This is a genomic window from Pantoea sp. MBD-2R, assembly GCF_039134845.1.
Classification (GTDB): domain Bacteria; phylum Pseudomonadota; class Gammaproteobacteria; order Enterobacterales; family Enterobacteriaceae; genus Erwinia.
The window spans coordinates 90,520-116,204 of record NZ_CP152417.1 but is presented as its reverse complement, the minus strand read 5'-3'; the positions used below and the strand labels follow the sequence as shown (position 1 = coordinate 116,204).

Annotated in this window: 21 protein-coding genes; 13 read left to right on the top strand and 8 right to left on the bottom strand. The window is 54.4% G+C overall.

Annotation, left to right across the window (positions count from 1 at the left end):
* Positions 1 to 15: 15 nt before the first annotated feature.
* Positions 16 to 306 (bottom strand): HTH-type transcriptional regulator, encoded by a 291-nt coding sequence (locus tag AAGQ96_RS00500; RefSeq protein WP_147193715.1) that lies wholly within the window; start codon positions 304 to 306, stop codon positions 16 to 18.
* A gap of 549 nt (positions 307 to 855) precedes the next feature.
* Here AAGQ96_RS00500 and AAGQ96_RS00495 point away from each other — a divergent pair.
* From AAGQ96_RS00495 to AAGQ96_RS00440, 12 genes are all read left to right on the top strand, one after another.
* A complete protein-coding gene (locus tag AAGQ96_RS00495) occupies positions 856 to 1,569 on the top strand; it encodes a FadR/GntR family transcriptional regulator (protein WP_147193713.1) in 714 nt (237 codons plus the stop codon).
* The gene (locus tag AAGQ96_RS00490; protein ID WP_147193711.1) at positions 1,566 to 2,564 is read left to right on the top strand and encodes an ABC transporter ATP-binding protein; all 999 of its coding nucleotides are present in this window, start codon (positions 1,566 to 1,568) and stop codon (positions 2,562 to 2,564) included. Before AAGQ96_RS00495 ends, AAGQ96_RS00490 begins: the two co-directional genes overlap by 4 nt.
* Positions 2,561 to 3,652: an oligopeptide/dipeptide ABC transporter ATP-binding protein gene (locus AAGQ96_RS00485; RefSeq protein WP_342754570.1), complete on the top strand. Its 1,092-nt coding sequence runs from the start codon at positions 2,561 to 2,563 to the stop codon at positions 3,650 to 3,652. Before AAGQ96_RS00490 ends, AAGQ96_RS00485 begins: the two co-directional genes overlap by 4 nt.
* Positions 3,649 to 5,163: an ABC transporter substrate-binding protein gene (locus AAGQ96_RS00480; protein ID WP_342754569.1), complete on the top strand. Its 1,515-nt coding sequence runs from the start codon at positions 3,649 to 3,651 to the stop codon at positions 5,161 to 5,163. Before AAGQ96_RS00485 ends, AAGQ96_RS00480 begins: the two co-directional genes overlap by 4 nt.
* A gap of 15 nt (positions 5,164 to 5,178) precedes the next feature.
* Positions 5,179 to 6,120, top strand: a complete 942-nt coding sequence (locus AAGQ96_RS00475) for an ABC transporter permease (protein WP_147193708.1) — start codon at positions 5,179 to 5,181, stop codon at positions 6,118 to 6,120.
* 2 nt (positions 6,121 to 6,122) lie between these two features.
* Positions 6,123 to 6,989 carry an ABC transporter permease gene (locus tag AAGQ96_RS00470; protein WP_147193706.1) on the top strand — a complete coding sequence of 289 codons (867 nt, stop codon included), beginning with the start codon at positions 6,123 to 6,125 and terminating at the stop codon, positions 6,987 to 6,989.
* 14 nt (positions 6,990 to 7,003) lie between these two features.
* Positions 7,004 to 8,605, top strand: a complete 1,602-nt coding sequence (locus AAGQ96_RS00465) for a gamma-glutamyltransferase family protein (protein WP_147193704.1) — start codon at positions 7,004 to 7,006, stop codon at positions 8,603 to 8,605.
* 206 nt (positions 8,606 to 8,811) lie between these two features.
* Complete coding sequence (locus AAGQ96_RS00460) at positions 8,812 to 9,528, top strand: DUF3053 domain-containing protein (protein ID WP_342754568.1); 717 nt, start codon at positions 8,812 to 8,814, stop codon at positions 9,526 to 9,528.
* Positions 9,529 to 9,907: 379 nt separating this feature from the next.
* Positions 9,908 to 11,839, top strand: a complete 1,932-nt coding sequence (locus AAGQ96_RS00455) for a PTS mannitol transporter subunit IICBA (RefSeq protein ID WP_342754567.1) — start codon at positions 9,908 to 9,910, stop codon at positions 11,837 to 11,839.
* Between the two features lie 93 nt (positions 11,840 to 11,932).
* On the top strand, positions 11,933 to 13,078 hold the full coding sequence (gene mtlD, locus AAGQ96_RS00450) for a mannitol-1-phosphate 5-dehydrogenase (protein WP_342754566.1): 1,146 nt from the start codon (positions 11,933 to 11,935) through the stop codon (positions 13,076 to 13,078).
* Positions 13,079 to 13,101: 23 nt separating this feature from the next.
* A complete protein-coding gene (locus AAGQ96_RS00445) occupies positions 13,102 to 13,701 on the top strand; it encodes an MltR family transcriptional regulator (protein ID WP_147193696.1) in 600 nt (199 codons plus the stop codon).
* 67 nt (positions 13,702 to 13,768) lie between these two features.
* Entirely contained in the window at positions 13,769 to 14,131 is a 363-nt protein-coding gene (locus AAGQ96_RS00440; protein WP_147193693.1) for a YibL family ribosome-associated protein, read from the top strand.
* 60 nt (positions 14,132 to 14,191) lie between these two features.
* Here AAGQ96_RS00440 and AAGQ96_RS00435 read toward each other — a convergent pair whose 3' ends face one another.
* The 6 genes from AAGQ96_RS00435 to AAGQ96_RS00410 all read right to left on the bottom strand — a co-directional run bounded on the left by AAGQ96_RS00435 (position 14,192) and on the right by AAGQ96_RS00410 (position 23,771).
* Positions 14,192 to 16,573, bottom strand: a complete 2,382-nt coding sequence (locus AAGQ96_RS00435; protein ID WP_342754565.1) for an autotransporter outer membrane beta-barrel domain-containing protein — start codon at positions 16,571 to 16,573, stop codon at positions 14,192 to 14,194.
* 449 nt (positions 16,574 to 17,022) lie between these two features.
* Positions 17,023 to 18,093: a sugar ABC transporter substrate-binding protein gene (locus AAGQ96_RS00430; RefSeq protein WP_147193689.1), complete on the bottom strand. Its 1,071-nt coding sequence runs from the start codon at positions 18,091 to 18,093 to the stop codon at positions 17,023 to 17,025.
* Between the two features lie 31 nt (positions 18,094 to 18,124).
* Positions 18,125 to 19,117 carry an ABC transporter permease gene (locus AAGQ96_RS00425; RefSeq protein ID WP_147193687.1) on the bottom strand — a complete coding sequence of 331 codons (993 nt, stop codon included), beginning with the start codon at positions 19,115 to 19,117 and terminating at the stop codon, positions 18,125 to 18,127.
* Positions 19,114 to 20,619 (bottom strand): sugar ABC transporter ATP-binding protein, encoded by a 1,506-nt coding sequence (locus AAGQ96_RS00420; protein ID WP_342754564.1) that lies wholly within the window; start codon positions 20,617 to 20,619, stop codon positions 19,114 to 19,116. The genes AAGQ96_RS00425 and AAGQ96_RS00420 overlap by 4 nt, the downstream gene beginning before the upstream one ends.
* 851 nt (positions 20,620 to 21,470) lie before the next feature.
* Positions 21,471 to 22,088, bottom strand: a complete 618-nt coding sequence (gene sodA, locus AAGQ96_RS00415; protein ID WP_147193683.1) for a superoxide dismutase [Mn] — start codon at positions 22,086 to 22,088, stop codon at positions 21,471 to 21,473.
* Between the two features lie 342 nt (positions 22,089 to 22,430).
* Positions 22,431 to 23,771: an aspartate aminotransferase family protein gene (locus tag AAGQ96_RS00410; protein WP_342754563.1), complete on the bottom strand. Its 1,341-nt coding sequence runs from the start codon at positions 23,769 to 23,771 to the stop codon at positions 22,431 to 22,433.
* 171 nt (positions 23,772 to 23,942) lie between these two features.
* On the opposite strand from AAGQ96_RS00410, the gene AAGQ96_RS00405 reads away from it, so the two are divergent.
* Entirely contained in the window at positions 23,943 to 24,719 is a 777-nt protein-coding gene (locus tag AAGQ96_RS00405) for a DeoR/GlpR family DNA-binding transcription regulator (RefSeq protein ID WP_342754562.1), read from the top strand.
* Here the strand turns inward: AAGQ96_RS00405 and fdhD are convergent.
* Positions 24,716 to 25,528, bottom strand: a complete 813-nt coding sequence (fdhD, locus tag AAGQ96_RS00400) for a formate dehydrogenase accessory sulfurtransferase FdhD (protein ID WP_147193677.1) — start codon at positions 25,526 to 25,528, stop codon at positions 24,716 to 24,718. The genes AAGQ96_RS00405 and fdhD overlap by 4 nt on opposite strands.
* Between the last annotated feature and the right edge of the window lie 157 nt (positions 25,529 to 25,685).

The window sequence follows — 25,685 nt, the reverse complement described above, 5'->3', positions numbered from 1 at the left end:
GGTTTTTCTTTACTATCACAGCAGCTCTCTGCTGAGACAAGGATTAGATTGGATCAGTAACATTAACTTCTGAGCACTGCGCGAAGGTTTGCTGCGCTTCGCTTCCCAACTCTTAACCGACGAAACACTCACGCCCATTGCCAGGGCAAACTCATCAACTTCCATACCGGTAATTTCCCGTATGCGTTTTGGTTCGGGCATCAACACTTCACCCTTTAATGCGGGAGCGGCCTGGATGACTTCACGCGTTAACACAATATGCTCAAGACTGGACAACAACTCACCCATTGGATCTTTAATTTCCATAGAGCACTCCTCATAAAATCACTAGTGTGAAGGACCAGAGAGGAGAACCTGAAGCTCAGGTTCCTAATGCTGGCGGACAGCAACCTGGGAGCTTAGTAAGGCAGCGCAGGGAAACGCCAGGAACCTTAGTATGGACGCAAATCGTGTGACTTGTGTTCTATTTTTTGACTATTTTTCAGGCTTGCTTTTAAGTCAACTTGTGGAAAGGTTATACGTACGCAGGCCGCGTCAAGCCTGGCCTGAGTTGGTAACGGTTACAGCAAGTGACCGACTTCGATCATGAAATATTTTCACTCGTTAAGCGCGCGGTGCATCGTCAGAGCGCGAAGCGCACCATAAGCAGGCACCCACGTCTTTCACTATCGGTACGACATAGAGAGGCGATGAAATTAATTACCTCTGGATTCAATTAATTAAAAGATAACGCGCCGCTTTTTCCTGAACCAATCAAATATTGGTTCGCTTCTTGCTCCTCCTTGTTAATCAAAATCCGCCTGCCGCGCCGTTTGCTGGCGGCCTGTTTTTAGCACTCAGATAAGCGAACACGATATGGAAATGCCAGAAATCGCTAACTCCAGCTCGGCGCTGGAAAAGCTTCGTCAGCTGATTCAGCAGCGGGATACGCAGCCCGGCAAACCGCTGCCAACCGAGCGTGAACTGGCCGAACGCTTTAACGTAGGCCGCCGTGAAATCCGCAGAGCGCTGGACGTGCTGGAAGAAGAAGGCCGGATCTGGCGTAAACAGGGTAAAGGCACCTTCGTTGGCCCTGCCGCACCGGTTCAGCCGCTGGTGCTACAGGATTTGCCACAGCAGTCGAATCTGCTGGAAGTGATGGAGGCGCGTCTCCAGCTTGAACCCGGTCTGGCCCGCCTGGCGGCGCAGCGGGCCAGCCGTGAGCAAATTGCGCTGATGCAGCGCCTGCTGGAACGGATGCAAAACATCTCGTTAGGCGATGGCGACCAGCATGAGCTGTGGGATAGCGCTTTCCATCGCGCCATCGCCGAAGCGGCCGGTAATCGTCTGATGTTGGGGCTGTTCGATGCCATCGATGCGGTTCGCCGGGAACCCAGCTGGCAGCATCTGCGCGTGCTGGCGCGTACTGCCGACCGGCTGGACAGCTATGACAATCATCACCAGCTTCTGGTGCAGTACATCACCGATCGCCAGCCAAATGATGCCGCCGCCGCCATGCATGAACATTTGCTGGCGCTACAACAGGCATTGATCGAAGCCATCAGCAACGGCAAAGAGGAGTCGTTATGACCGCAACAGGTTCCGTGTTGGCACTCAGCCAGCTTCACGTGCAGTTTAAGGGCTCGCCGGTCAGTGTACTCGACGGCATTTCTCTTCAGGTGCATGCCGGAGAAACGCTGGCGCTGGTCGGCGAATCCGGCTGCGGCAAAAGCATTACCTCGCTGGCACTGATGGGCCTGCTGCCGGACAGCGCAGAGATCAAACAGGGTGACATCACCTTTCTCGGCAACGACGTGCAAAAGCTGAGCGCGCGGGAGTATGCCGATATTCGTGGTAACCAGCTGGCGATGATTTTTCAGGAGCCGATGACCTCGCTAAACCCTGCGTTTACGTTAGGCGATCAGCTTAGCGAGGCCGTAATGCGCCATCGTGGTATCAGTCGTCGTGAAGCAATGGAAGTGGCGCTGGCAATCCTCGAAAAAGTGCAGATCCCGGCCGCAGAAATGCGTCTGAAGGCATATCCCCACCAGCTTTCCGGCGGGATGCGTCAGCGGGTGATGATCGCGATGGCGCTGATCAACCGGCCAAAGCTGCTGATTGCCGACGAACCCACTACCGCGCTGGATGTGACCATTCAGGCACAGATTCTGGCGCTGCTTAACACGCTCAAAGAAGAAACCGGCACGGCGGTGCTGATGATTACCCACGATCTGGGGGTGGTAGCGGAAGTCGCGCAGCGCGTCGCGGTGATGTATGCCGGGCAGGTTGTGGAGATGGGTGACGTGGCGGAAATTTTTAACGATCCGCAGCACCCTTACACCATCGGTCTGATGGGTTCCATTCCCAGCGCAGAAGCGCGCACCGCCACGCTGGCCACGATCCCCGGTGCCGTACCGCTGCCGGAAAAGATGCCGAAAGGCTGCCGCTTCGCCACGCGCTGTCCGTTTGCCGAAAAGCGCTGCCATCAGCAGAAACCTGCCCTGGAGGCCTTCGGTCCCCGTCATCAGGTGGCCTGCTTTCGCGCACCGTTAGAGCAGCATGTCACTTTGGGAGAGATTGCATGACCCTGCCAATTCTTGAATGCACCGATTTAAGCAAAACCTTTGCCGGCCCCACCCGCCTGTTCAGGCGCAATCCGCAGGTCACGGCCGTTGACCGCATCTCGCTCCAGGTCATGCCCGGTGAAACGCTGGCCATTGTCGGCGAGTCCGGTTCCGGAAAATCAACGCTGGGTCGCCTGCTGCTCCGCCTGCTTGCGCCTTCTCAGGGAGAGGTATTTTATCAGGGTGAAGAGATTACCAAAGCCAGCGGCGAGCGCCTGAACCAGCTGCGTCGCGAGCTACAGATTATTTTTCAGGACCCGTTCGCTTCCCTTAATCCCCGCATGACCGTTGAGCGCATCGTTGGCGAGCCGCTGTGGCTGCATGAGTCGCTATCAGGGCGTCAACGTCAGGAAAAAGTCATCGATCTGCTGCAAACGGTAGGCTTGCCGGCAGCGTGGGCGCGCCGCTATCCGCATGAGTTTTCCGGCGGCCAGCGTCAGCGTATTGGCATTGCCCGTGCGCTGGCTTCAGGCCCGAAACTGCTGCTGGGTGACGAGCCGGTTTCGGCGCTGGATGTTTCGGTGCAGGCTCAGGTGGTCAACCTGCTGGAAAGCCTGAAACAGCAGTTTGGCCTGACGATGATCGTTGTCGCGCACGGTCTGGGGGTAATCCGCCATATGAGCGATCGCGTCGCCGTGATGTATCTCGGCCAGATTATTGAGCTGGCAACCGTCGACGAAATCTTTGATACGCCACTGCATCCTTATACCCAGGCCCTGATCGCATCAGCCCCCAGACTACAGCCTGGTGCAGCGCGAACCCTCCCCGTATTACAGGGTGACTTGCCGAATCCCGCTAGCCCGCCCAGCGGCTGTCGTTTTCATACCCGTTGTCCGCACGTTCGCGACGAATGCCGCCAGTTCGAACCCGTTCAGCAGATTATTGCCGGCGGTCGTCGCATCGCCTGCCATCGCTGGCAGGAGATCAATCGGGATCGCAGCGTCATTATTGTGACGCCGCCATCAGCCGCTTTTTTGCAGCGCCGCGCGCTGTTTGAACAGGCAGTAAAACAACAATCATTAACCCCCTCTGGAGAAGTGACGCCATGAAAGTACGCCACACTTTATTCGCCGCCCTTGGCGGCATGATGCTGATGGGAAGTTTGCAGGCGCAGGCGGAAAGCACGCTGCGTATCGGGCTGGGCGCCGATCCGGATATGCTCGATCCACACCTGGCACGAACCTATTATGGTCGCTTTGTGTTTGCCGCTCTGTGTGACCGCCTGGTGGACGTGGATGAAAAATTACAGATCGTGCCGGGCCTGGCAACCGACTGGAAGTGGAGCGATGACGGCAAAACGCTGACCATGAACCTGCGTCAGGGCGTTACCTTTCAGGATGGCGAAAAATTTGATGCTGATGCGGTGAAATTCAATATTGAGCGCGCGCTAACGCTGCCGGGTTCGCTGCGTAAAAGCGAAATCTCTTCTGTCGCCTCGGTCGAGGTGGCCTCGCCGTCACAGGTCATTTTCCATCTGAAAACGCCCGATGCCGCGCTGCTCAGCCAGCTAACCGATCGTGCGGGTGCGATGCTGGCACCGAAAGCCGCCGCAAAACTCGACTTCGCGACTCATCCGGTCTGTTCCGGCCCTTATCAGTTTGAAAGCCGCGTGCAGCAGGACCGTATCGTGCTAAAACGCTTTGATCATTACTGGAACAAAACCGCCTACCACTTCGATAAAGTGGTGTTTTTACCCATTCCGGATGCGTCGGTACGCCTCGCCAATCTGCGATCCGGCGATCTTGATCTCACCGAAGGCATCGCCGCCAGCGATGTGAAAACCGTGGAGGCGGACAGCCGCCTGAGCCTCGCGAAAGTTACCGGCCTGGGCTATCAGGGCATCACTTTTAATATCGCCAACGGGAAAGTGGATCCCAATAATCCGTTCGCGAAAGATGCGCGGGTGCGTGAGGCGTTCTCTCTGGCGATTGACCGCGAGGCGCTGAACCAGGTGGCATTCGAAGGTCAGTACACGCCCGCTAATCAGCCGTTCTCTCCGGTCAGTCCTTACCATGTCAATCTGCCCATTCCGCCACGCGATGTGGAAAAAGCCAAAGCGTTGCTGGCCGCAGCCGGGGTTAAAACGCCGCTCAACGTGACGCTGCTGGTGACCAATAATCCCACTTCACAGCAGGTGGGTCAGGTGATTCAGGCAATGGTGAGCGAAGCCGGTTTTAATGTGAATCTGCAAATGAGCGAGTTTGCTTCTCTGCTCGACCGCCAGCAGCGTGGCGACTATCAGCTCAGTCTTTCGGGCTGGTCTGGCCGCCCCGATCCTGACGGCAGCATCTTCTCGTTTATCAACAGCAAAGGCACGCTGAACGATGGACGTTACAGCAATCCGCAGGTCGATCGGTGGCTGACCGAAGCGCGTCAGACCAATGACAAGGCTGCCCGCCAGGCACTGTACGACAAAGTGGTGAAGCAGCTGCAAAACGATATGCCGATTGCCTGGCTCTATTTCGAACCGCGCATCTTTGGTATGAGCAAAAAACTGACCGGCTTTAAAGCCTGGCCGGATGGTCTGGTGCGCCTGGCCGACCTGAAGATGGCCCCCTGAGGCACTGGAGCGACCATGCTGGAACTGATAGTTAAACGCCTGCTGCTGGCGATCCCCACGCTGTTTCTGGTGAGCATTATGGTGTTCTCACTACAGAAGCTGCTGCCGGGCGATCCGGTACTGGCGATGGCGGGCGAAGAACGCGATCCCGCCGTGATTGCGCACCTCAGAGAGCAGTATCATCTTAATGATTCGCTGTCCTCGCAGTACTTTTACTGGCTGGGTAGCGCGATGCGCGGCGATTTAGGCACTTCTCTGCGCACGCAGGAACCTGTCACTACGCTGATAGCCAGCAAGCTGCCGGTGACGCTGGAGCTGTCGCTGCTGGCGATGATCGTGGCGCTACTGGTCGGCGTCAGCATGGGCATTGTCGCGGCGGTACGCAAAAACAGCTGGATCGATCACACCACCAATTTTGTGGCGCTCTCCGGGATTTCCGTTCCGCATTTCTGGCTGGGGATCCTGCTGATTCTGCTGTTTTCCGTGCATCTGCAATGGCTTCCCGCGTCTGGTTACGTTTCGCTAAGTGAAAGCCTGTCGCAAAACATCAAAACGCTGTTGCTACCGGCGCTGGTGCTGGGGACTGGCCTGGCGGCCACGCTGATGCGCCATACGCGTGCTTCAATGATCGCGGTGCTGAAAGCCGATTATATCCGTACGGCAAAAGCCAAAGGCCTGCTGCCGATGCGGGTGATCCTGAAGCACGCTTTCCGTAATGCGCTGGTACCCATTATTACGCTAACCACCTTGCTGTTTGGCGAGCTGCTTGGCGGCGCGGTATTGACCGAACAGGTTTTCACCCTTCCCGGCTTTGGCAAGATGATTGTCGATGCCGTTTTTAACCGTGACTACGCCGTGGTGCAGGGCGTGGTGCTGGTGGTGGCAATAGGCTTTTTGCTGCTGAACCTGCTGGCCGACGTGCTCTACGTGCTGATTAACCCCAAAATGCGAGGCTGACGATGAGTGAAGTCCTGACGATGCCTGCAACCCGTAAACCCGCTAACCGGGTGCTGATGAAATTTACCGGCAACAAAAGCGCGATGATCGGCGCGGTCATCGTGACGCTGTTTGTGCTGATTGCCATACTGGCTCCCTGGCTGGCCCCTTTCGATCCGATCAAAGCGAATTTCCTGGCGGTACGCAAAGCGCCTTCGGCCCTTTACTGGCTGGGAACCGATGAGCTGGGGCGCGATATTTTGTCGCGGATGATTTGGGGCGCGCGCACGTCGCTGCTGGCTGGCTGCATCTCCGTGATGATTGCTATTCTGATCGGCGTGCCGCTTGGGTTAATTGCCGGTTACTGGCAGGGCATTTGGGATGGCGTGATTTCCCGCGTTATCGAAGCGCTGCTGGCCTGCCCGTTTTTGATCCTGGCGATTGCGCTGGGTGCGTTTCTTGGCCCCAGCCTCGGCAACGCGATGATTGCCATCGGCCTGTCGGCGATGCCGGTTTTTGCCCGCCTGACGCGCGGCCAGGTGATGGCTATCCGTAACGAGGAGTATATCGACGGTGCAAAGGCCATCGGGCTGCCCGACCGCTGGATTGTATTGCGTTATGTGCTGCCCAACGTGATGTCACCGATCCTGGTGCAGGCCACGCTGGCTATCGCTTCTGCCATTATTACCGAAGCCAGCCTGTCGTTTCTGGGCCTCGGCCAGCAGCCGCCTAATCCGTCGTGGGGCGCCATGCTGAATACCGCTAAGGGCTTTCTGGAACAGGCGCCCTGGATGTCAGTTTTCCCTGGCCTTGCCATTTTCCTGATCGTGCAGGGCTTTAACTTGCTGGGCGACGGATTGCGCGACGCGCTCGATCCGCGCAACGATTAACTTAAGGAACTGCTATGAGTGGAATCAGTGATTTTAACGTGGGCTACCCTTCTTATCGCGTCCCGATGATGGGCCGCAATGCCGTAGCAGCCTCGCAACCGCTGGCGGCACAGGCTGGGATCAAAATGCTTCAGCTGGGCGGCAATGCAGTTGATGCGGCGATCGCAACGGCTATTGCGCTGACCGTGGTCGAGCCTACCGGCAACGGCATTGGCAGCGATGCTTTCGCCATTGTCTGGGATGGCAGGGAACTTCATGCGCTTAACGCGTCGGGTCGCGCGCCTGCTGCCTGGTCCCGTGAAACCTTCGCCCATCTGCAAGCTATGCCGGAAATTGGCTGGGATTCCGTTACCGTACCCGGTGCGGTTTCAGCATGGGTCGAGCTGGCGGAACGCTTTGGCACGCTGCCGTTGACCACGCTGGCGCAGCCTGCAATTGACTATGCACGCCATGGTTTTCCGGTGTCGCCGCTGATCGGTCATCTCTGGGAACGTGGCTATCACAAGCTGCGCGATCAGCCCGGTTTTAGCGCCTGCTTTGCGCCTGAAGGCCGCCCGCCGCGCGTGGGTGAGCTGTTCCGCAATCCCGCTCAGGCCGACACGCTGGAAAAGATTGCCGCCACTAACGGCGAAGCCTTTTATCAGGGCGAACTGGCCGAAAAGATAGCTGCCTTTGCCGAACAGCACGGCGCCGCGCTGACGCTGGAAGATCTGAAGAACCATCGCGCCGACTGGGTACAGCTGCTTTCCCGCCCCTTTGCGGGCGGATCGGTGCAGGAGCTGCCGCCTAACGGCCAGGGGATTGCCACGCTGATGGCGTTGGGGATTTTAGAGCACTGGGATATTGGCCGCTATGAGCCGGACTCCACCCAGTGGCTACATCTCTCCATAGAAGCGATGAAGCTGGCGCTGGTCGATCTGGAGCGCTATATCGCCGATGAAGATCATATGGCGTTTCCGGCAGAGCTGCTGTTGAGCGATGACTATCTGAAAGCGCGTGCCGCGCTGATTGATCCGCAGCAGGCGGGAGACTTTACCTTTGGCGCGCCGACGCAAAGCGGTACGGTTTACCTTTCCACCGCTGATGCTAACGGAATGGTGGTGTCGTTTATTCAGTCCAATTATATGGGGTTTGGCTCGGGCGTCGTGGTGCCCGATACCGGTATCAGCCTGCAAAATCGCGGTGCGGGTTTTGTGCTGGAAGAAAACCATCCTAACGTAGTGGCCGCGAACAAACGCGCATTCCATACCATCATTCCGGCTTTCGCGCTCGACGGTGACGGCCAGCCACTGATGTCCTTTGGCGTGATGGGCGGCCCGATGCAGGCCCAGGGCCATTTACAAATGGCGTTACGGATCATGTTGCATAAGCAGAACCCTCAGGCAGCGATTGATGCGCCGCGCTGGCGAGTTGTGGCAGGACGTGAAGTGATTGTCGAACCCGCGCTCGACCGCAACACCATTGCCGCACTGCGGGCGATGGGTCATCAGATTGTGGTGGAAGATCCGCTACAAACCTACAGCTTCGGCGGCGCGCAGGCAATCGTTCGCGATCCGCAGGGTTTTTGGATTGCGGCGACCGAAAGCCGGAAGGATGGACAGGCGCTGGTGTTTTAAGTTTTTAAAATGAACTATTGTTTGTTTTTTAACCTTCGCAGGCGAGAGGTTCTTCGCCAGCGCATTAATATTGCGGCAGAACGTATTAAAGCAGGTCAGGCTTAGCGGATTCACGTATCTTCCCCGCGCGAGTTAGACTATTCTTTAGGCGCGGCGTCCGCCGCCCTTATTGCTTGTAAGCCCTTCTATTACAGGAGTTACTTCCCATGACGACAGGAACGATTCGCGTCTGGACGCGTCTGCTGGCGCCTTTTATGGCCCTGCTGCTGGTATTTCAGCTAACGGGTTGTGGTGACAAAGAAGCCGACCAGCGCAAAGCTTTTATCGATTTCTTGCAAAACACCGTGATGCGCAGCGGCGAACATCTGCCCGCTCTCAGTGAAGACCAGAAACAGAAGTTCGGCAACTATGTCAGCGATTACGCGATTATTTACGGCTTTTCTCAGCAGGTTAATCGGGCTGTCGATTCCGGCATGAAGCCGGTTGTTGATGAACTCTCGGCAATTCGCACACCTCAGGACTATCTGACTCATCGCGATTCTCTGCGTCAGGCCAGTGGCTCTTTAGGCGTACTGACTCAGCAAATCCAGGCTGCAAAAACGCAGGCCGATAACAGCAAAGCCGCACTTAAGCAGCCGGAAGAGTTGAAAACGGTCTATGACAATGTCTACAACAAAGTTGTGACACAGCCAGCGGGCTCGTTGCTGCCGCTGCTGCCAACCTTGCAGACGCTAAGCCAGGACGCGATACGAACCGGTGACTTCCTGCAACAACAGGGCGCACAGGTGACGTTTAACGGTCAGACGATCCAGTTCCCCAGCCAGCAGCAGGCGACGCAGTACAATACGCTGATGAGCAATATCTCCTCCAATGCTCAGGCGCTCGGCCAGGCGCAAAGCGCATTACAGGGCGGTTTTCAGTAATTTTTGATGACGGGCCGGAGAGTTTCGGCCCGCTGTTTTTAAATACCAAAACAGAAAGAAAATATTTTGTGATAGCAGTCACGTAACAGGTAAAAAACCGGAGTCGCTTTATGTGATTCACATCACGTAAATAATGACTTTGCCGCTGCGCATTCACGCTAATTTTTCCTTCTTTGCCATTAATTGTGATCGAAGTCACCAAGTCCCCCCCCTCTTTCGCCCTAACTCAGTGATATGCATCACACTTTATCCGACAGCTACGCAGCTAACTATTCGCGTGGTAGAGTCCGCCTGCATACAGTGATACTGAACGAAATGTCCTGAACAAAAATCAACGCGCTTCTCTCAATCAGCGCGTACTTATAAGGGGTGTATTTTTATGTCCTCATCAGATATCAAGATCAAAGTACAGAACTTTGGTCGCTTTCTGAGCAACATGGTCATGCCTAACATTGGCGCGTTTATCGCCTGGGGTATTATCACCGCGCTGTTTATTCCTACTGGCTGGCTGCCAAACGAAACCATGGCGAAGCTGGTCGGCCCAATGATCACCTATCTGCTGCCGCTGCTGATTGGCTATACCGGTGGACGTCTGGTGGGTGGCGATCGCGGCGGCGTGGTCGGTGCCATCACGACCATGGGCGTGATTGTCGGTGCAGATATGCCGATGTTTCTGGGTGCAATGATTGTTGGCCCGTTGGGCGGCTGGGCAATCAAGAAATTCGACAAAGTCGTTGATGGTAAAATCAAAAGCGGCTTTGAAATGCTGGTTAACAACTTCTCGGCCGGTATCATCGGCATGCTGTTGGCCATCTTCGCTTTCCTGGGCATAGGACCGCTGGTGGAAGTGCTGTCGCACATTCTTGCGGCAGGCGTAAACCTGATGGTGCAGCATAACCTGCTGCCGCTGACCTCAATCTTTGTTGAACCCGCGAAAATCCTGTTCCTGAATAATGCTATCAACCACGGCATCTTCTCGCCGCTGGGTATCCAGCAGGCCAGCGAAGCCGGTAAATCGATCTTCTTCCTGATTGAAGCCAACCCGGGTCCAGGCATGGGCGTATTAATGGCCTATATGTTCTTTGGACGTGGCAATGCTAAGCAATCCGCTGGCGGCGCGGCTATCATCCATTTCCTCGGCGGGATCCATGAAATTTATTTCCCGTACGTGTTGATGAATCCGCGTCTGATTATCGCTGTCATCCTGGGCGGTATGACCGGCGTGTTCACCCTGACACTCCTGAACGGTGGTCTGGTTTCCCCTGCTTCGCCGGGCTCCATTCTTGCCGTGTTGGCTATGACCCCAAAAGGCGCTTACTTCGCCAATATTGCAGCGATTGTCGCCGCTTTTGCGGTATCTTTCGTCGTTTCCGCCATTCTGCTGAAAACCAGCAAGGTGAAAGAAGACGAGGATATTGAAGCCGCTGCACGCCGCGTTAACGAGATGAAAGCACAGTCCAAAGGCCAGAGCAGCGCGCCTGCAAATTTAGCCGGCGGCGAACGCGGCGATTTGAGTCACGTACGTAAAATTATTGTGGCGTGTGATGCCGGAATGGGCTCCAGCGCGATGGGTGCTGGCGTACTGCGCAAAAAGGTGAATGATGCCGGTCTGACAAATATCTCCGTATCCAATACCGCGATCAATAATTTGCCAGGTGATGTAGATCTGGTCATTACCCATCGCGATCTCACGGAACGAGCGATGCGCCAGGCGCCTCACGCGCAGCATATCTCGCTGACTAACTTCCTCGACAGCGGCCTCTATACCGACCTTACCTCGCGACTGGTTGAAGCAAACCGTAGCGCGGGCAATCGTGAAAAAGTGACGGCGGCCCTGAGCGACAGTTACGATGACAGTCAGGAACATCTGTTCAAACTGAGTGCTGCCAACATCTTCCTCGGCAACCATGCAACCCACAAAGAGCAGGCCATTCGTTTCGCTGGCGAGCAGTTGGTGAAAGGCGGTTATGTCGAGCCAGAATACGTTCAGGCAATGCTTGATCGGGAAAAACTGACGCCGACTTACCTGGGCGAATCCATTGCCGTGCCGCATGGCACCATTGAAGCGAAAGATCGCGTACTGAAGACCGGTATTGTGTTCTGTCAGTATCCGGAAGGCGTTCTCTTTGGTGAAGACGAAGACGATGTTGCCCGTCTGGTCATTGGTATCGCCGCTCGTAATAATGAGCACATTCAAGTAATTACCAGCCTGACCAACGCGCTCGACGATGACAGCGTGATTGCCAGACTGACCACCACCACTGACGTGCAGGAAGTGTTGGATCTGCTGTCGGGTAAACAACCCGCGTAAACCAGGCGGCAGACAGATTACCCCAGGGCCGGGCATGCCCGGCTCTTTTTTCGGGCCGGGTGTGTCCGGCTCTTCATTGATACGGGAAAAATTATGAAAGCTCTCCATTTTGGTGCCGGTAATATTGGCCGCGGTTTTATTGGTAAATTACTGGCGGACGCCGGCATCCAGCTGACGTTTGCTGATGTTAATCAGGTAGTTTTGGATGCGCTAAACAGCCGCCATGAATATCCGGTACACGTGGTTGGCGAGCAGGCTCAGGTGGATATTGTCAGAGGGGTCAACGCCGTCAACAGCACCAGCGACGACATCATTCCGCTGATTGCAGAAGTGGATCTGGTGACTACAGCAGTGGGTCCGCAGATCCTTGAACGTATTGCCGGTGGCATTGCAAAAGGTCTGATCCAGCGCCACGACAGCGGCAACACGCGTCCGCTTAATATTATCGCCTGTGAAAATATGGTACGCGGCACCACACAGTTGAAAGGCCACGTGCTGAAAGCGCTGCCGCAGCAGTATCACGCCTGGACCGAAGCCAATGTCGGCTTTGTTGATTCCGCTGTCGATCGCATTGTGCCGCCATCCGAAGCCGGAACAACCGATCCGCTGGAAGTGACGGTAGAAACCTTCAGCGAGTGGATCGTTGATCAAACCCAGTTTAAAGGTGAGTTACCTGCTATTCCGGGAATGGAACTGACCGACAATCTGATGGCCTTTGTTGAACGTAAGCTGTTTACGCTGAATACCGGCCACGCCATTACCGCTTATCTGGGTCAGCGTGCCGGACACCAAACGATTCGGGATGCGATTCTGGATGAAAAAGTCCGTGCAGTTGTGCAAGGCGCAATGGAAGAGAGCGGTGCGGTGCTGATCAAACGCTACGGTTTTGAGGCGGACAAACACGCTGCGTATATCCAGAAAATTCTCGGTCGTTTCGAAAATCCTTACCTGAAAGATGATGTTGAGCGGGTTGGCCGTCAGCCGCTGCGTAAGCTAAGCGCGGGCGACCGTTTGATTAAGCCAACCCTGGGCACGCTGGAATATAATTTGCCGAATACCCATCTGGTGACGGGTATTGCCGCAGCGATGCATTATCATAGCGAGCAGGATCCTCAGGCGCAGGAGCTGGCTGAAATGCTGTCCCGCCTGGGGCCGCAGGCTACGCTGGCGCAGATTTCCGGTCTTGATGCCAACAGCGATTTGGTTGCCGCAGTCGTAAAAGCCTGGAATGCGGCCTGATGCCAACAATGTAATTTCAATGGATGAACAGCGAGGACGCGGCGTTGCCGTGTCCTTCAAGGCGGAGCCCGACAGGGCATATTAATATGCAGGCAACAATGGAAAAACCCCAGGCTTTTGAAAATCGGGTGCTGGAGCGCCTGAACGCCGGACACACGGTCAGAAGCTTTTTAATGGCGGCCGTCGATCTCCTGAGCGAAGCGGTCAACAGCCTGGTGCTTCAGGTCTTTCGCAAAGATGATTACGCAGTGAAGTATGCCGTTGAGCCTTTGCTGCTGGGTAATGGCCCGCTGGGTGAACTGTCGGTCAGGCTGAAGCTGATCTATGGCCTTGGGGTGATCAGTCGAAATGAATATGAAGATGCTGAATTATTGATGGCGCTGCGTGAGGCGCTAAATGATGACGGCAGCGAATACCGCTTTACGGATGATGAACTGCTGGGACCGTTCGCCGAGCTGCACTGCGTGGCTGCCCTTCCGCCACCGCCGGATTTGACGGATATGGATACTGAGCTGCGCGTCATGCTGCAACAGCGTTATCAACAGGTGGTTCGTTCTACCCTGGTGCTCTCCTTAACCGACCTGATCTCCCGCATCCGCATCCGGCAGGCATTCAAAAAATAGCCTGCGTACCGCTTTTCATCGCTTTCGTGTATCCTTGCGACAATGTATCACTCCACGGTTAATGACAATGAAAGAACAAGTTCAGGCAGAAATTAGATCACTCAGCGACAAGCTGGATGCCCTGACGCGCAAAGAGCCGCTGCTGCTGGAATCCGGCGAAGCCGAAAAACTGGGCGAGCTGTTAAAAGAAAAAGAAAAGCTGGTGATTGAGCTGGAGCGTCTGCGCAATGTTCGCGAAGAGAAGCTGAGCAAAGAAGCGCAAAAGCTGAAGCAGTTGCCGTTCAGCCGCCCTATCACCAAAAAAGAACAGGCTAACCTCGGCGCACTGAAGAAAAGCGTGCGCGGTATTGTGGTTGTTCACCCCATGACCGCGCTGGGCCGGGAAATGGGTTTGAAAGAGATGACCGGCTTCGCGAAAAACGCGTTCTGATACCCGACAGTAACAAGCATAAGTGTTGTGCTTATGCTTGTTATTTCCCCGCTATTCCGATCAGAACTGCCAGCTTACGCCCACTTCTCCACTCCACGGCGATTCGATATGGCTCCCCTGCATATAGCCCGCGTTGACATGCATCGCCAGCGTTGACGATAGCTGCGAACGTACGCCTGCATGATAAACGCCTCGCGTCCCGCTCAGATCGTTAGTAAAACGATCGCCATTCACCCATACCCGATTGTTTTTTAGCGTTTCCCGTTCAATCCTTGCTCCGGCGTAAGGATGCACGATTGCCTCGCCGATCTGCACCGGATAAGCCGTGGTGATGCCGGCCGCCGCAATCAGCGATTTTTGCGAGCCAATACGCGCTTTCATACCGTTAGTTAACGCAAGACTGGCGCTGCTTACTGTGATGCCCGTAAGCGAGAGATAAGGCGTCACGATGGCGTTACCCGGATGGAAATCGTGCCCGCTTTTCAGCGCGGCACCAACGCCGGTTGTGCTGAAATGCCCTTTTGCCGCGGAACCGCTGGTCATGCGGGCATCAATATCATGCCTGAAGCGATCGAGTTTCAGTATGCCGTCCAGCCAGTAGCCGGAATCATGTTGATATGCCGCATAGATTCCGCCAGCGTAAGCATCAATGTCGGCATCCCCAATCCCCTTACCGCGAAAATGCATGTCGCTGTGACTGTGACTGACAAACACCCCCTGAGTCAGTAAACCTTCGCCGCTCTGCTCGGTACGATCGGCACCGAGCGTAATCGCATTGGTGCTCATCCAGTAGTCCGCACCCGCTTTATCACTGACGCTCAGTCTGTTGTTACGCACTGTACCCCAGACGCCAGAATCATGCGCCAGCGGAGATTTTTCGGCCAGGCGGCCATGGATTGTCTCCAGCTCCTGCTGGAAAATCAGCGGATCGGCCGTTGCCACGGCTAACACAGCCGCTGTCGATGGCGTAATCGAACGCGGTGGATTGTCGGAGGAGGTATCGCCAGCCGGGACATCAACTGCGTCTTCAGCCGGCGTATCCGAATCGGCCGCCGTGTCATCAGCAGTATCCGTCTCTTCCGCTGACCCCTCTGCGTTATCCGTTTCGGGTTCCGGGGTCTCTTGCGAAGCCTCATCGGTGTCAGGAAGAGGAGCAACTTCTTCCTCTGTGGGTGGGCTTAGTGGCGTTAGCGACCAGCTGTCGTCACCGTTTGCCACCAGATAATACTGATAGGTTCCCAGATCTACCACGTGGCCGGTATTGGCAAGCGTGAAGGTCGCATCGCCGCCGCCAGTTTGGATCAGTTTCAGGCTGTCATCCTTATCAGGACTGACCCCGGTGTCCGATATATAAACTTTGAAGCTACCGCTGGCATTTCCAGTAACGTCCAGGTAATCACCCACGTTGCTGGCGAGGCTGGTAGACATGTACAACGACCCCGTACCCGACAGGCTGCTGAGCGTTGCGATGGAATACCCCATCCTGTCATATGTCACGGAACCGCCGTCCAGAACAACGTTGCCTAAAGAAAAGAAATATGTGCTTAAAACATTAGAATTAGTTGAAAGCCTAATGTCTCCGGTTCCAGAAACGATATAATCAGCCAGCCCTGTATCTGAACCGGTTATTATCATCAGCTTACCGCCATTATTAACAGCGATATTTCCCCGCAGCGAGGACAAGATACTGGGCTCAACAAAATTTGGCGCGACGATAAGTGAACCGTTAATAATGGCATCGGTTACGGTGCCGGAATTAAGATTACCGTAAGCGTCGCTGTTGATTGTCAAATTGTAGGATGACGCAACGCTGGCGCCGCCAAGAAAGTATACCCCGCCGTTAACAACCGTGTTGTAATCCGTACCCGCAACATTAACAAACCGACCCCCATTAACCGTCGTATTTGTTAACGTCCCTTTTTCAATCCACAACTTGCCACCGTTGATAACGCTGTCATTCATTAGGGAGGTCTCTGCCCGCAGATAAACATAGTCATCATTAATTTTATTAATAGTCCAGTGATTAGCCTCAGCATACGCATTAATGTCAACTGACGTTCCGCTTTCAATAACCGCATAATGAGAAACGGCAATGGAACTGCCATCTGCGCTGCCTTGTAGCACCATGGTGCTGCCTGAACTGAGAAGCGTATTGTTATCCTCTCCGCCATTATTGGTTAATGTGCCACCGCTGTTAACCTGCGTGCCGTTCGTGGTTCCACCCGGATTGATAACCTGCTGCCCATTGGTATTGATTATGGTGTTTGTTGCAGTACCATAAACCTGCTGCGTACTGACAGCGTTATCATCACTTTCAATCGTTTCGTCATTCACCGTCGTACCCGCAGCAACGGTTTCCGTAAAGGCCTGGGACACGTCTGGATTTAGCAAAAGGAGAAGTAAAACGACGACAACAGAAAGGCTCGACCTTGTCGTTTTCATGAGTATTTTTCCATTATAGAATAAAAAATAAAGCGAAAAAGACGATATGAATTTATTCCATATCGCTCCCACCAGAATTTCTCACTGGGTAAAATCCGTACCCGTCTCTCATTACAACAGCCTGGTTAAAACCGAAACCCTCCCTTTCCCTCTTAACGTTCCTGTTTATTACAGTTTAAATTAATGGGTAACTATTACACTACTCACTCAATTAAAATTTCTTAAAAATCATTTTAAAATTACCTGAAAAATTAAAAATGTTAAATTTAAACAACCCCTGTCATTTTGGGCGAAAAAAATACCATTGAAAGATAGCGCCAGATTGGCGTAATTGCAAAAAACAATGCATGTAAAATAAAAAATTAATAAAGGGGGTAACATGAGGAGCAAGGAGGGAAATTAATGATAAAAAAAAGCCCGTGTTAACGGGCTTGTTAATTTTGGCGAATTTATTTTTTCGCGTATTTTGCTTCCAAAGTAGCAAACCAGGGCGCGACAAAATCCGTCGACTCGCCCCACCCCGGGATAATTTTATTCAGCGTCGCGACGTTCACAGCCGATGTTTGGGTGTTTAGCTGCGCCTGAGAGATAGCGGCAGCTTTGAACTGGTAAGTCGCTGGCGTAGTGACCCCGGCGATTTTATTCGCCACCAAACGCATGTTGATGGCGCCAATCAGCTTACTGTCTACCGCCACCGTCTGCTTCCATGGGCTGTTTTGCTGATGCATCAGTTGCAGATCCTGATTGGAAACATCAATGCTGTAAAGCTTGATCTCGGTACGGCCATTCTCCTGTAACGCTTTATACGCTCCCTGCGCGAAAGCATCCCACGATCCCCAAATCGCATCGATTTTGCCTTTTGGATATTTGGCAAGAATGGCGCCGATTTTATTGGCTGTATCACCCTGAACATCGGAAGATACCGCGCCAATAGATTCCAGCTGATGGATCCCTGGATTCGCTTTCAACACTTTTTCGTAAACAACCTGACGACGTTCCATCGCCGGGAAGCCAGCAACCCACAGCTTAACGATATTCGCTTTACCGTTGCTGTCCTTGATTAACTGATCCAGAGAAAGCTGAGCCAGAGACGCGTCATCCTGCGCGGTGACGGTGACACCCTCAACCGGCTGATTTACCGGCGTATCGAATACCGACACTTTGATACCCGCATCGGCAATACGCTTCACCAGCGCGGTGGAGTAAGGATCTTTACCGTGCGACAGCACGATGCCGTCATATTTTTGGCTGATGGCCTGGTTAACGAAGTCCTGAAAACGGGCATCATCGCCGTTGCTCAGGAAAGTGCTGACCTTAAAGCCCAGCTTGCGCCCTTGTTGAATAGCCCCGGCGACAAACTGCGTCGTGTTGTCATCTGAGCCCAGGTTACGAATAACCGCGATGCGTATTGGGCCGTCGTGTTTAGCAATAGCAGCAGGAACGTCAGCTGTCGTCTCTGCGAAAGCCGGCACGCCAGTCAGCAGGCTGATAGCCAGCAGCGATGTTGTTAGTTTTTTCATTTTTATTTTCCTGTCAGTCCCGTTTCAGCGCTTATCGGCGCTGGATGTAAGTAATTGCCAGCGCCACAGCGAGCACCAGACCTTTAATAATATCCATCGCATAGTAAGGCACTGAAATCATGACCAGCCCGTTCTGCAACACGCCCAAAATCACCGCGCCCAATAACGTGCCCAGTGCGTTAGGTTTTCCGGATCCGCCGAGCGAAAGGCCAATCCATGCCGCCGCTACGGCATCCATCAGATAGCCACTCCCCGCGTTGACCTGTGACGAGCCAATACGTGAAGCCAGCAAAATACCGCCGAGACCCGCCAGCAGCGACGCCAGCACGTAAGCCAGCACGCGATAGCGATTGGTACGAATACCGGAAAGGCGAGCCGCCTCGGGATTGCCGCCAATGGCATACATCCGGCGACCATGTTTGGTCAGCGACAGCCCCAGTTGGGCAACAACGGTGACCACCAGCATGATGATGACGATAGTCGGTACCTGACCCAGCAGCGAAAAACCGGCGGGGATCGTTCCTTCTGCCATATCACCACTCGGCATCACCATGTTTTCTGTGATGGAGCCGCCAAAGCTGTAGGTCATCGCCACACCCTGCACGATAAACAGGCTGGCTAACGTCGCCAGCATATCGGGAATTCTGAGGATGACGATCAGGAAGGCATTAAATAAGCCAACCAGCGTACATAACAGTAACGTCAGCGCGATTGCCTGCGTTGGGCCAAAGCCGTACCAGACGAACAGCGAAATCACCAGCGAATTGGCCAGCGATGCCGTGGAACCAACGGAGAGGTCAAAACCGCCAATGGTCAGCGATATTGAGACGCCAACCGCAATCACCGTCACGATGGCGATAGCACGTAAGATATTGATGATATTGGTTGGTTCAAGGAAACTGTCAGAAGCCAGACCGAATGCGGCGATCAGTACCACTACGGTCAGCAGCATCCCCCATTTATAGAGAAAGTCGTACAGATGGTGGCGTGGTGTCGCCTTCAGGGAAATTTCTTTGCTGCTCAAACAGGTGCTCCTCCGGTGGAATAAAGTAAAAGCGTTTCTTCATCTACGCTATCTGCGGCCATTTCAGCCACGATGCGACCATCCCAGAGCACGCAAATGCGATCGCACAGCCCCACCAGTTCGGCAAACTCGCCGGAGGCGTAAATCACCCCTTTCCCCTGCCGGGCTAAGCCGTCAATCAGAGCAAAAAGGTCGGTTTTAGCTTTCACATCCACGCCTTTGGTAGGCTCGTCAAAAATCAGCACGTCTGCGTCATTGCGCAGCCATTTACCGATTGCCACTTTTTGCTGATTGCCACCCGACAGGCGACGCAACGTTTGCTGTGGCCCTGTCGTGCGGATCCCCAACTTTTGAATAATCTCTTCGGCCCAGCGCCAGGCTTCGCGATGGCCAAACAAGCCCCAGCGAGAAAAGCTGTTGTCGGCACTGACGCTGAGGTTCATCGCCACCGGCTCGTCGATAAAGATACCTTCTTTGCGGCGCTCTTCCGGGATAAGTGCCATACGTTGAGTTACTGCGGCATGAGGTGATGAGGGTTTCCACAGTTTACCGTGCAGCTCGCCCGCAGTAATGCGGCTGTTACTGGCACCAAACAGCGCCTTGCAGAGTTCGCTTTTTCCCGCACCAGCCAGCCCGGCAATGCCGAGGATTTCGCCTTTGCGCAGCCTCAGCGAGATGTTGTGCAAAAGTGCATCATCATGCAGCCCTTCAATACTGAGCAGTGTTTCATGGCTAAACGGTGGGCGACGTGGCGGATAGATGTCCTGCAATGGGTGACCCAGCATTTTTTCAACAATCTGTTCGCCACTGAGCTCTGCCATCGGGCAGCTTTCAACCAGGTTGCCGTCGCGCAGCACCGTCAGCCGATCGCAAATTGCGCGGAGTTCATGAATACGGTGGGAAATAAATACCACGCCGATACCGCTGCTTTGCAAACGGCGCACTACGGCAAATAAGCGCTCGCTTTCGTGCTGATCCAGCGGCGCGGTTGGCTCATCCAGAATCAAAAAGCGGCAGTGATGGGAGAGCGCACGGGCCAGCAAAATTTGCTGTTTTTCCGCTAACGTGCAGCGATCGATGCGGCGATTAACATCCATATCGACATCCAGCTGCGCCAGCAGTGTGCGAGCCTGACGACGAATTTCACCCCAGTGATAAATCTGCCCGCCCTCAGCCAGCCGATCCAGCATGATATTTTCCGCCACGCTTAGCGTCGGAACCAATGCCGCATCCACTTCTTGCTGGACAAGATGAATCCCTAACTGCTTTGCATCCCGGGGAGAGCGAATCGACACGGGCTGGCCATCAAGCAGGATCTCGCCGCTGTAGTGGCTGTGGGCACCTGACAATACTGCCATCAACGTCGATTTTCCCGCGCCGTTGGCGCCGGTCAGCGCGTGAACGGAATGACCTGTAAGGCTGAAATCAACCTTATTAAGCGCGGTGAAGCCGCCAAAGGCGATAGAGATTTGCCGCATCTCAAGGCGATTAACCGCTGTCATAGACATTTTTCTCTGGCTAAAAGAAGGAAATGAACGCCGTATTCTTTATTGCATTATCACGGCAGGCAACGAACGAAAGGGCATAAGCTAACACAAAAACTAATTAGCCATCCAGACACCCAGACACTTAAGCATCTAAAGCCAGCCAAATCCTTTTACACAGCATAAACAAGGGGTACAAAGATTATTAACAGAATTTCACGCGGTAAGACGGTGCTTCTGGCGTAGTGTAAAAGGGGAGAATTTCAGCGAGAAAAAAAGAATGGTCATGCCGGGAAAACAAAAAAACCGCCTGAGATGGCGGTTTTTTTGTGCTGCTCCGGTTAGCGGCCTTTGCAGCAGAACTCTGTGTCAATACAACACAAGCGCGTCCCCGCGGCGAAATATTCAGCTTAATTTGATTTAAAGTCAAGATTAGAGCAGTTTATTTTGCCTATTATTTCGCCGGGCCCTTCCGCCATCTTAGCAAATGGGCACCGGTTTCCAGGGAGGGATGTCCAGTGGCCGTAAATGCAAGCGCATCCCCGTGCTTGTTTTCACGGTAGCATCACCGGTGGTATTACCGTGAAGCGGTCTGTGCAAGGACCGCACAATGAAACGGTACTTTTGTATTGTGCTCGTTGTATCTGGCACGCTGTGGTCAACCGGGAGCGGGAAATGGGAAATATCCCACAACACGTTCGCGATCACCATTAACGTGGCAGGCAAGTAGCCAGGTAACCGCCCTTCTGGGCGGTTCCTTCAGCGCTAAGCTAAAAATGCCCTCTGCTGAAGCGAACCCGGATGATGTACCCGCGAAAAAAAACCGACGAACAAAGTTCGTCGGTTTAGCATCACAAAAGTGACAGGAATTATTTTGCAGCAGAGAAACGGGCTGCTGCTTCGTCCCAGTTAACCACTTCCCAGAACGCTTTGATGTAGTCAGGGCGTTTGTTCTGATATTTCAGGTAGTAAGCATGTTCCCACACGTCCAGACCCACGATTGGGGTGCCGGATGCGCCAGAAATGGCTTCACCCATCAGCGGGCTGTCCTGGTTTGCAGTAGAGACTACCGCCAGCTTGTCGCCTTTTTTAACCAGCCACGCCCAGCCTGAACCGAAACGGGTTGCGGCTGCTTTTTCGAATTCAGCTTTGAAAGCATCAACGCTACCAAAATCTTTCTCGATAGCCGCTTTCAGATCGCCGCTCAGCGTGGTGCCGGTTTTCAGGCCTTTCCAGAAGAAGCTGTGGTTAGCGTGGCCGCCCGCGTTGTTACGCAGCACGGTTTTTTTATCAGCAGGAACCTGATCCAGTTTGGTGATCAGCTCTTCAACCGGCAGGCTTGCAAATTCGGTACCTTCCAGCGCGGCGTTAGCGTTGTTAACGTAGGTCTGGTGATGTTTGGTGTGATGGATTTCCATCGTCTGCTTGTCGAAATGCGGTTCCAGTGCGTCGTATGCGTAAGGCAAGGATGGCAGTGAATAACTCATGTTCATCATCTCCATTAAGGGTGGGCGGGGGCTATGCAGCCCCGCGTAAGCAGTCGGATCATTATAGTTAAATAAATGATCTGGAAAAGGGTTATCAATGCCCCGTTGTTTATAAGGCTATTATGGGCAGCAGGCATGCAGCCCGCGTTAGAACCATCTTCTCTCAGCACAGACCGAAACGGTATAAGCTCGTTCAGCGCGGGAACGCCTTCGCCGCTGAACGCCGTTACCTGCCCGTGGTTCCCTTTTGGCATAAGGGTGGCGGCTGCCGTTACCGGCGGCGAGCAAGCCGCCGGGAGACGTTCGCGAGCACTCCTGGCGCAGCCATCTCCAACAGGATACTTAACGAACCAATGCGCTCAATGATTTATCCAGCGCGCCCACCAGCCAGTCAATATCGCTTTCCTGGAACGCTAGCGGCGGGCGCAGTTTTAGCACGTTGCCGTACGGCCCGGCCACCGAAGTCAGCACACGATTTTCCCGCAGCTTTTCAGTGACATCCAGCGCCAGCTGTTTGTTAGGGGTTTTACTGGCTTTATCCGTCACCAGCTCAAAGCCAATAAACAGGCCCGCGCCACGCACATCGCCCACGCATTCGTATTTCTCTTTCAGCGTCAGTAATTCTTTCAGCAATTTTTCGCCGACCACGCGGCTGTGTTCCTGTAACCCTTCTTCTTTAATGACCTTCAGCACTGCCTGAGCGGCAGCCATGGCTACCGGGTTGCCACCAAAGGTATTGAAGTAAGGAATATCGTCGCTGAACGCCGCCAGCACGTCGCTTTTCGCCAACAGTGCGGAAACCGGAATGCCGTTACCCATTGGTTTACCGGTGGTGACGATATCCGGCACGACGTCATGGCGGGCAAAGCCCCAGAATGCTTCACCGGTGCGGGCAAAGCCTGGCTGCACCTCATCGGCAATAAAGATGCCGCCGTTTTTATGCACCACATCGACAGCCTGTTGCAAAAAGCCTTTTGGCCCCGGCAGCACGCCGTCGGAAGAGAAAATTGAATCCGCCAGGAAACCGGCAAACTTAATGCCTTTCGCCGCCATATCATCGATCTGCTTCTGGATTTCATTGGCAAACCACGCCCCCAGATCCGGCGCAGTAACGCGATAGCGATCGGGCGGAGAAACCAGGCGCGTCGTCGCGGCCAGCGGCTGTCCAGAACCCAGCGCGGGCGAAACGCCCGAGGTCAGATCGCTGGTGCCGTGATAGGCTTCCTGGCTGACAATAATGCCGGTGCCACCGCTGTACGCCCTGGCCACGCGAATGGCCAGATCGTTAGCTTCTGAACCGGTGCACATATACATCGCGCGGTCGATTTCACCGGGCATCGTTGCCAGCAGCTCTTCTGAATAATCGAGAATACGCTCGTGCAGATAACGGGTGTGGGTATTCAGCTGCTGCATCTGCTGGTAAACCGCGTCTGTCACTGCCGGATGGCAATGGCCAATGCTGGCAACGTTATTGTAGGCATCGAGATATTTATCGCCCGCCGCATCCCACAAATACTGGCCCTCACCCCGAACCAGATGGACCGGCTTGCGATAGAACAGACGATAGGATTCACCCAGCACTTTGCTGCGTTTGTCGGTCAGTTTGCGCACATCGGCGTCGAGCCCTGAAGCGTGCTCGGCGCGAAAGCTGTTGGTGTCCATGATGGTCGAACGTGTAGCCATGATAACTCCCGTTACGATAAAGAAAATGGAGGCCGCGATGGCCATCTGATTTTTATCATGGCAACTTTTGGCAAAAATGCAACTAAATACACAAACGCAACAAAATACACATGCACAACGAAACGTTCTCGGTTAGGCTAGTGCCCATCTTGTCTGGTTAAGGAAAGAAAAATGCTTCAGGAAACGCGACTTCATCGCATTCGTGCGCTGCTGACCACGCTCAGCCATGTCAGTACGGAACGGATTATCAGAGAGTTGGGTATTTCGCGTGAAACGGCCAGAAGAGACATTATCGAGCTGGAAGCGCTGGGCGTTGCCCGTCGCGTCCATGGCGGTTTGATTGCTATCGATGCTGAGCCAGAACCGCCGCTGACCGTCCGTAGCGAGGTGCGCGCTCGTGAAAAACTCGCTATCGCTCGTGCGGCGGCGCAGTTGCTGAAGCCCGGTCAGACACTGTTTATGGATGCGGGCAGCACAACGACGATGCTGGCCGGGGAGCTTTGCACCATGTCCGGTCTGACAATTATCACCAACAGCCTGCATGCCGCGCTGAAGCTTTCCGCGGCGGAAGAAAATGTGTCGCTGAATAATTCCATTATCCTGCTTGGTGGCAATATGCAGGCCGGCGCGCAGGAAACGCGGGGCGAGTTAACCGTTGGGGAAATTCACCGTTTCCGTGCCGATGTCGCGATGATGTCGCCAGTGGGTATCGACAGTAAAAATGGTGCCAGCAGTTTCCATCCGCACGAAGCCGCTATTGCCCGTGCCATGGCGGCACAGGCTACCCAGCTGGTTCTGCTGGCCGATCACAGCAAGCTTGGCCTGACCAGCCGGATGAACTATGCCGGTATTGAACAGGTGGCCACGCTGGTGACCGACAGCGGCGCGACGGCGCTTCCCGCTTTCAGCGCGCTGGAAAAGATGCTGCCGCACATCGTCGTGGCCTAAACCAATCTCTGCGGATGCGTATATACCGTGGCGCGTCCCGGCTTACTGAAGCCGACCAGCGTCAAGTTGGTGCGTTGAGCCACCTCCACGGCGAGTCGGGTTGCGGCGGAGACAGCGAACAGGATCTCCACGCCGCACATGGCGGATTTCTGTACCATCTCATAGCTGGCCCGGCTGGAAACCAGCACTGCGCCCTGCTGCCAGCCGGTTTGCTGACTGCGCTGTCCAAGCAGCTTATCCAGCGCCACGTGCCGCCCTACGTCCTCGCAGCCGCCCGCCAGATTGCCATCGGGCATCATCCATGCCGCTGCATGCGTACAGCCCGTCAGTTGGCCAACGGGTTGGTAATTTTTCAGCTGGGCTAGCGCCTCATCCAATCGGTCTACTGCAAACGTCTGGGTAAACGGCAACGGCTGAACGGGCTTACCGATTTCGGCCAGCTGTTCCACGCCACACACGCCACAGCCGGTGCGGCCAGCCATCGCACGGCGCTGCTCTTTTAGCCCCATAAACCGCCGGCTGGAAAGCTCCACCTGCACTTCAATGCCGCCGCAGGAAGGCTGGATATCAATGCCGTAGATGTCATCAGGCGAAGCAATAATGCCTTCTGATAAAGAAAAACCCAGCGCGAATGCCTCCAGATCTTTTGGCGTGGCCATCATCACCACGTGGGAGATGCCGTTGTAAACCAGCGCAACAGGCACTTCATCTGCCAGCCAGTCATCTTTTGCCACGTCCAGCGTATTACGCTGCCAGACCTGCGCCCGACTCAGCCCGCTTAACGTCGGGTTTTTATCAAATTCACTCATTTTGCTCACCTGGCACGTTGATCTTCAAACGGGATGATCATGCTGCGCCATGTTGGCACTGAAAACACCCAATCCCCCTCTGCAGGAGAATACCCGTTCCTGGCCAAAAGAAGTATTTTGCGCCGCAAAAAAGGTTAAAAAGCGCCCTTTATGATCC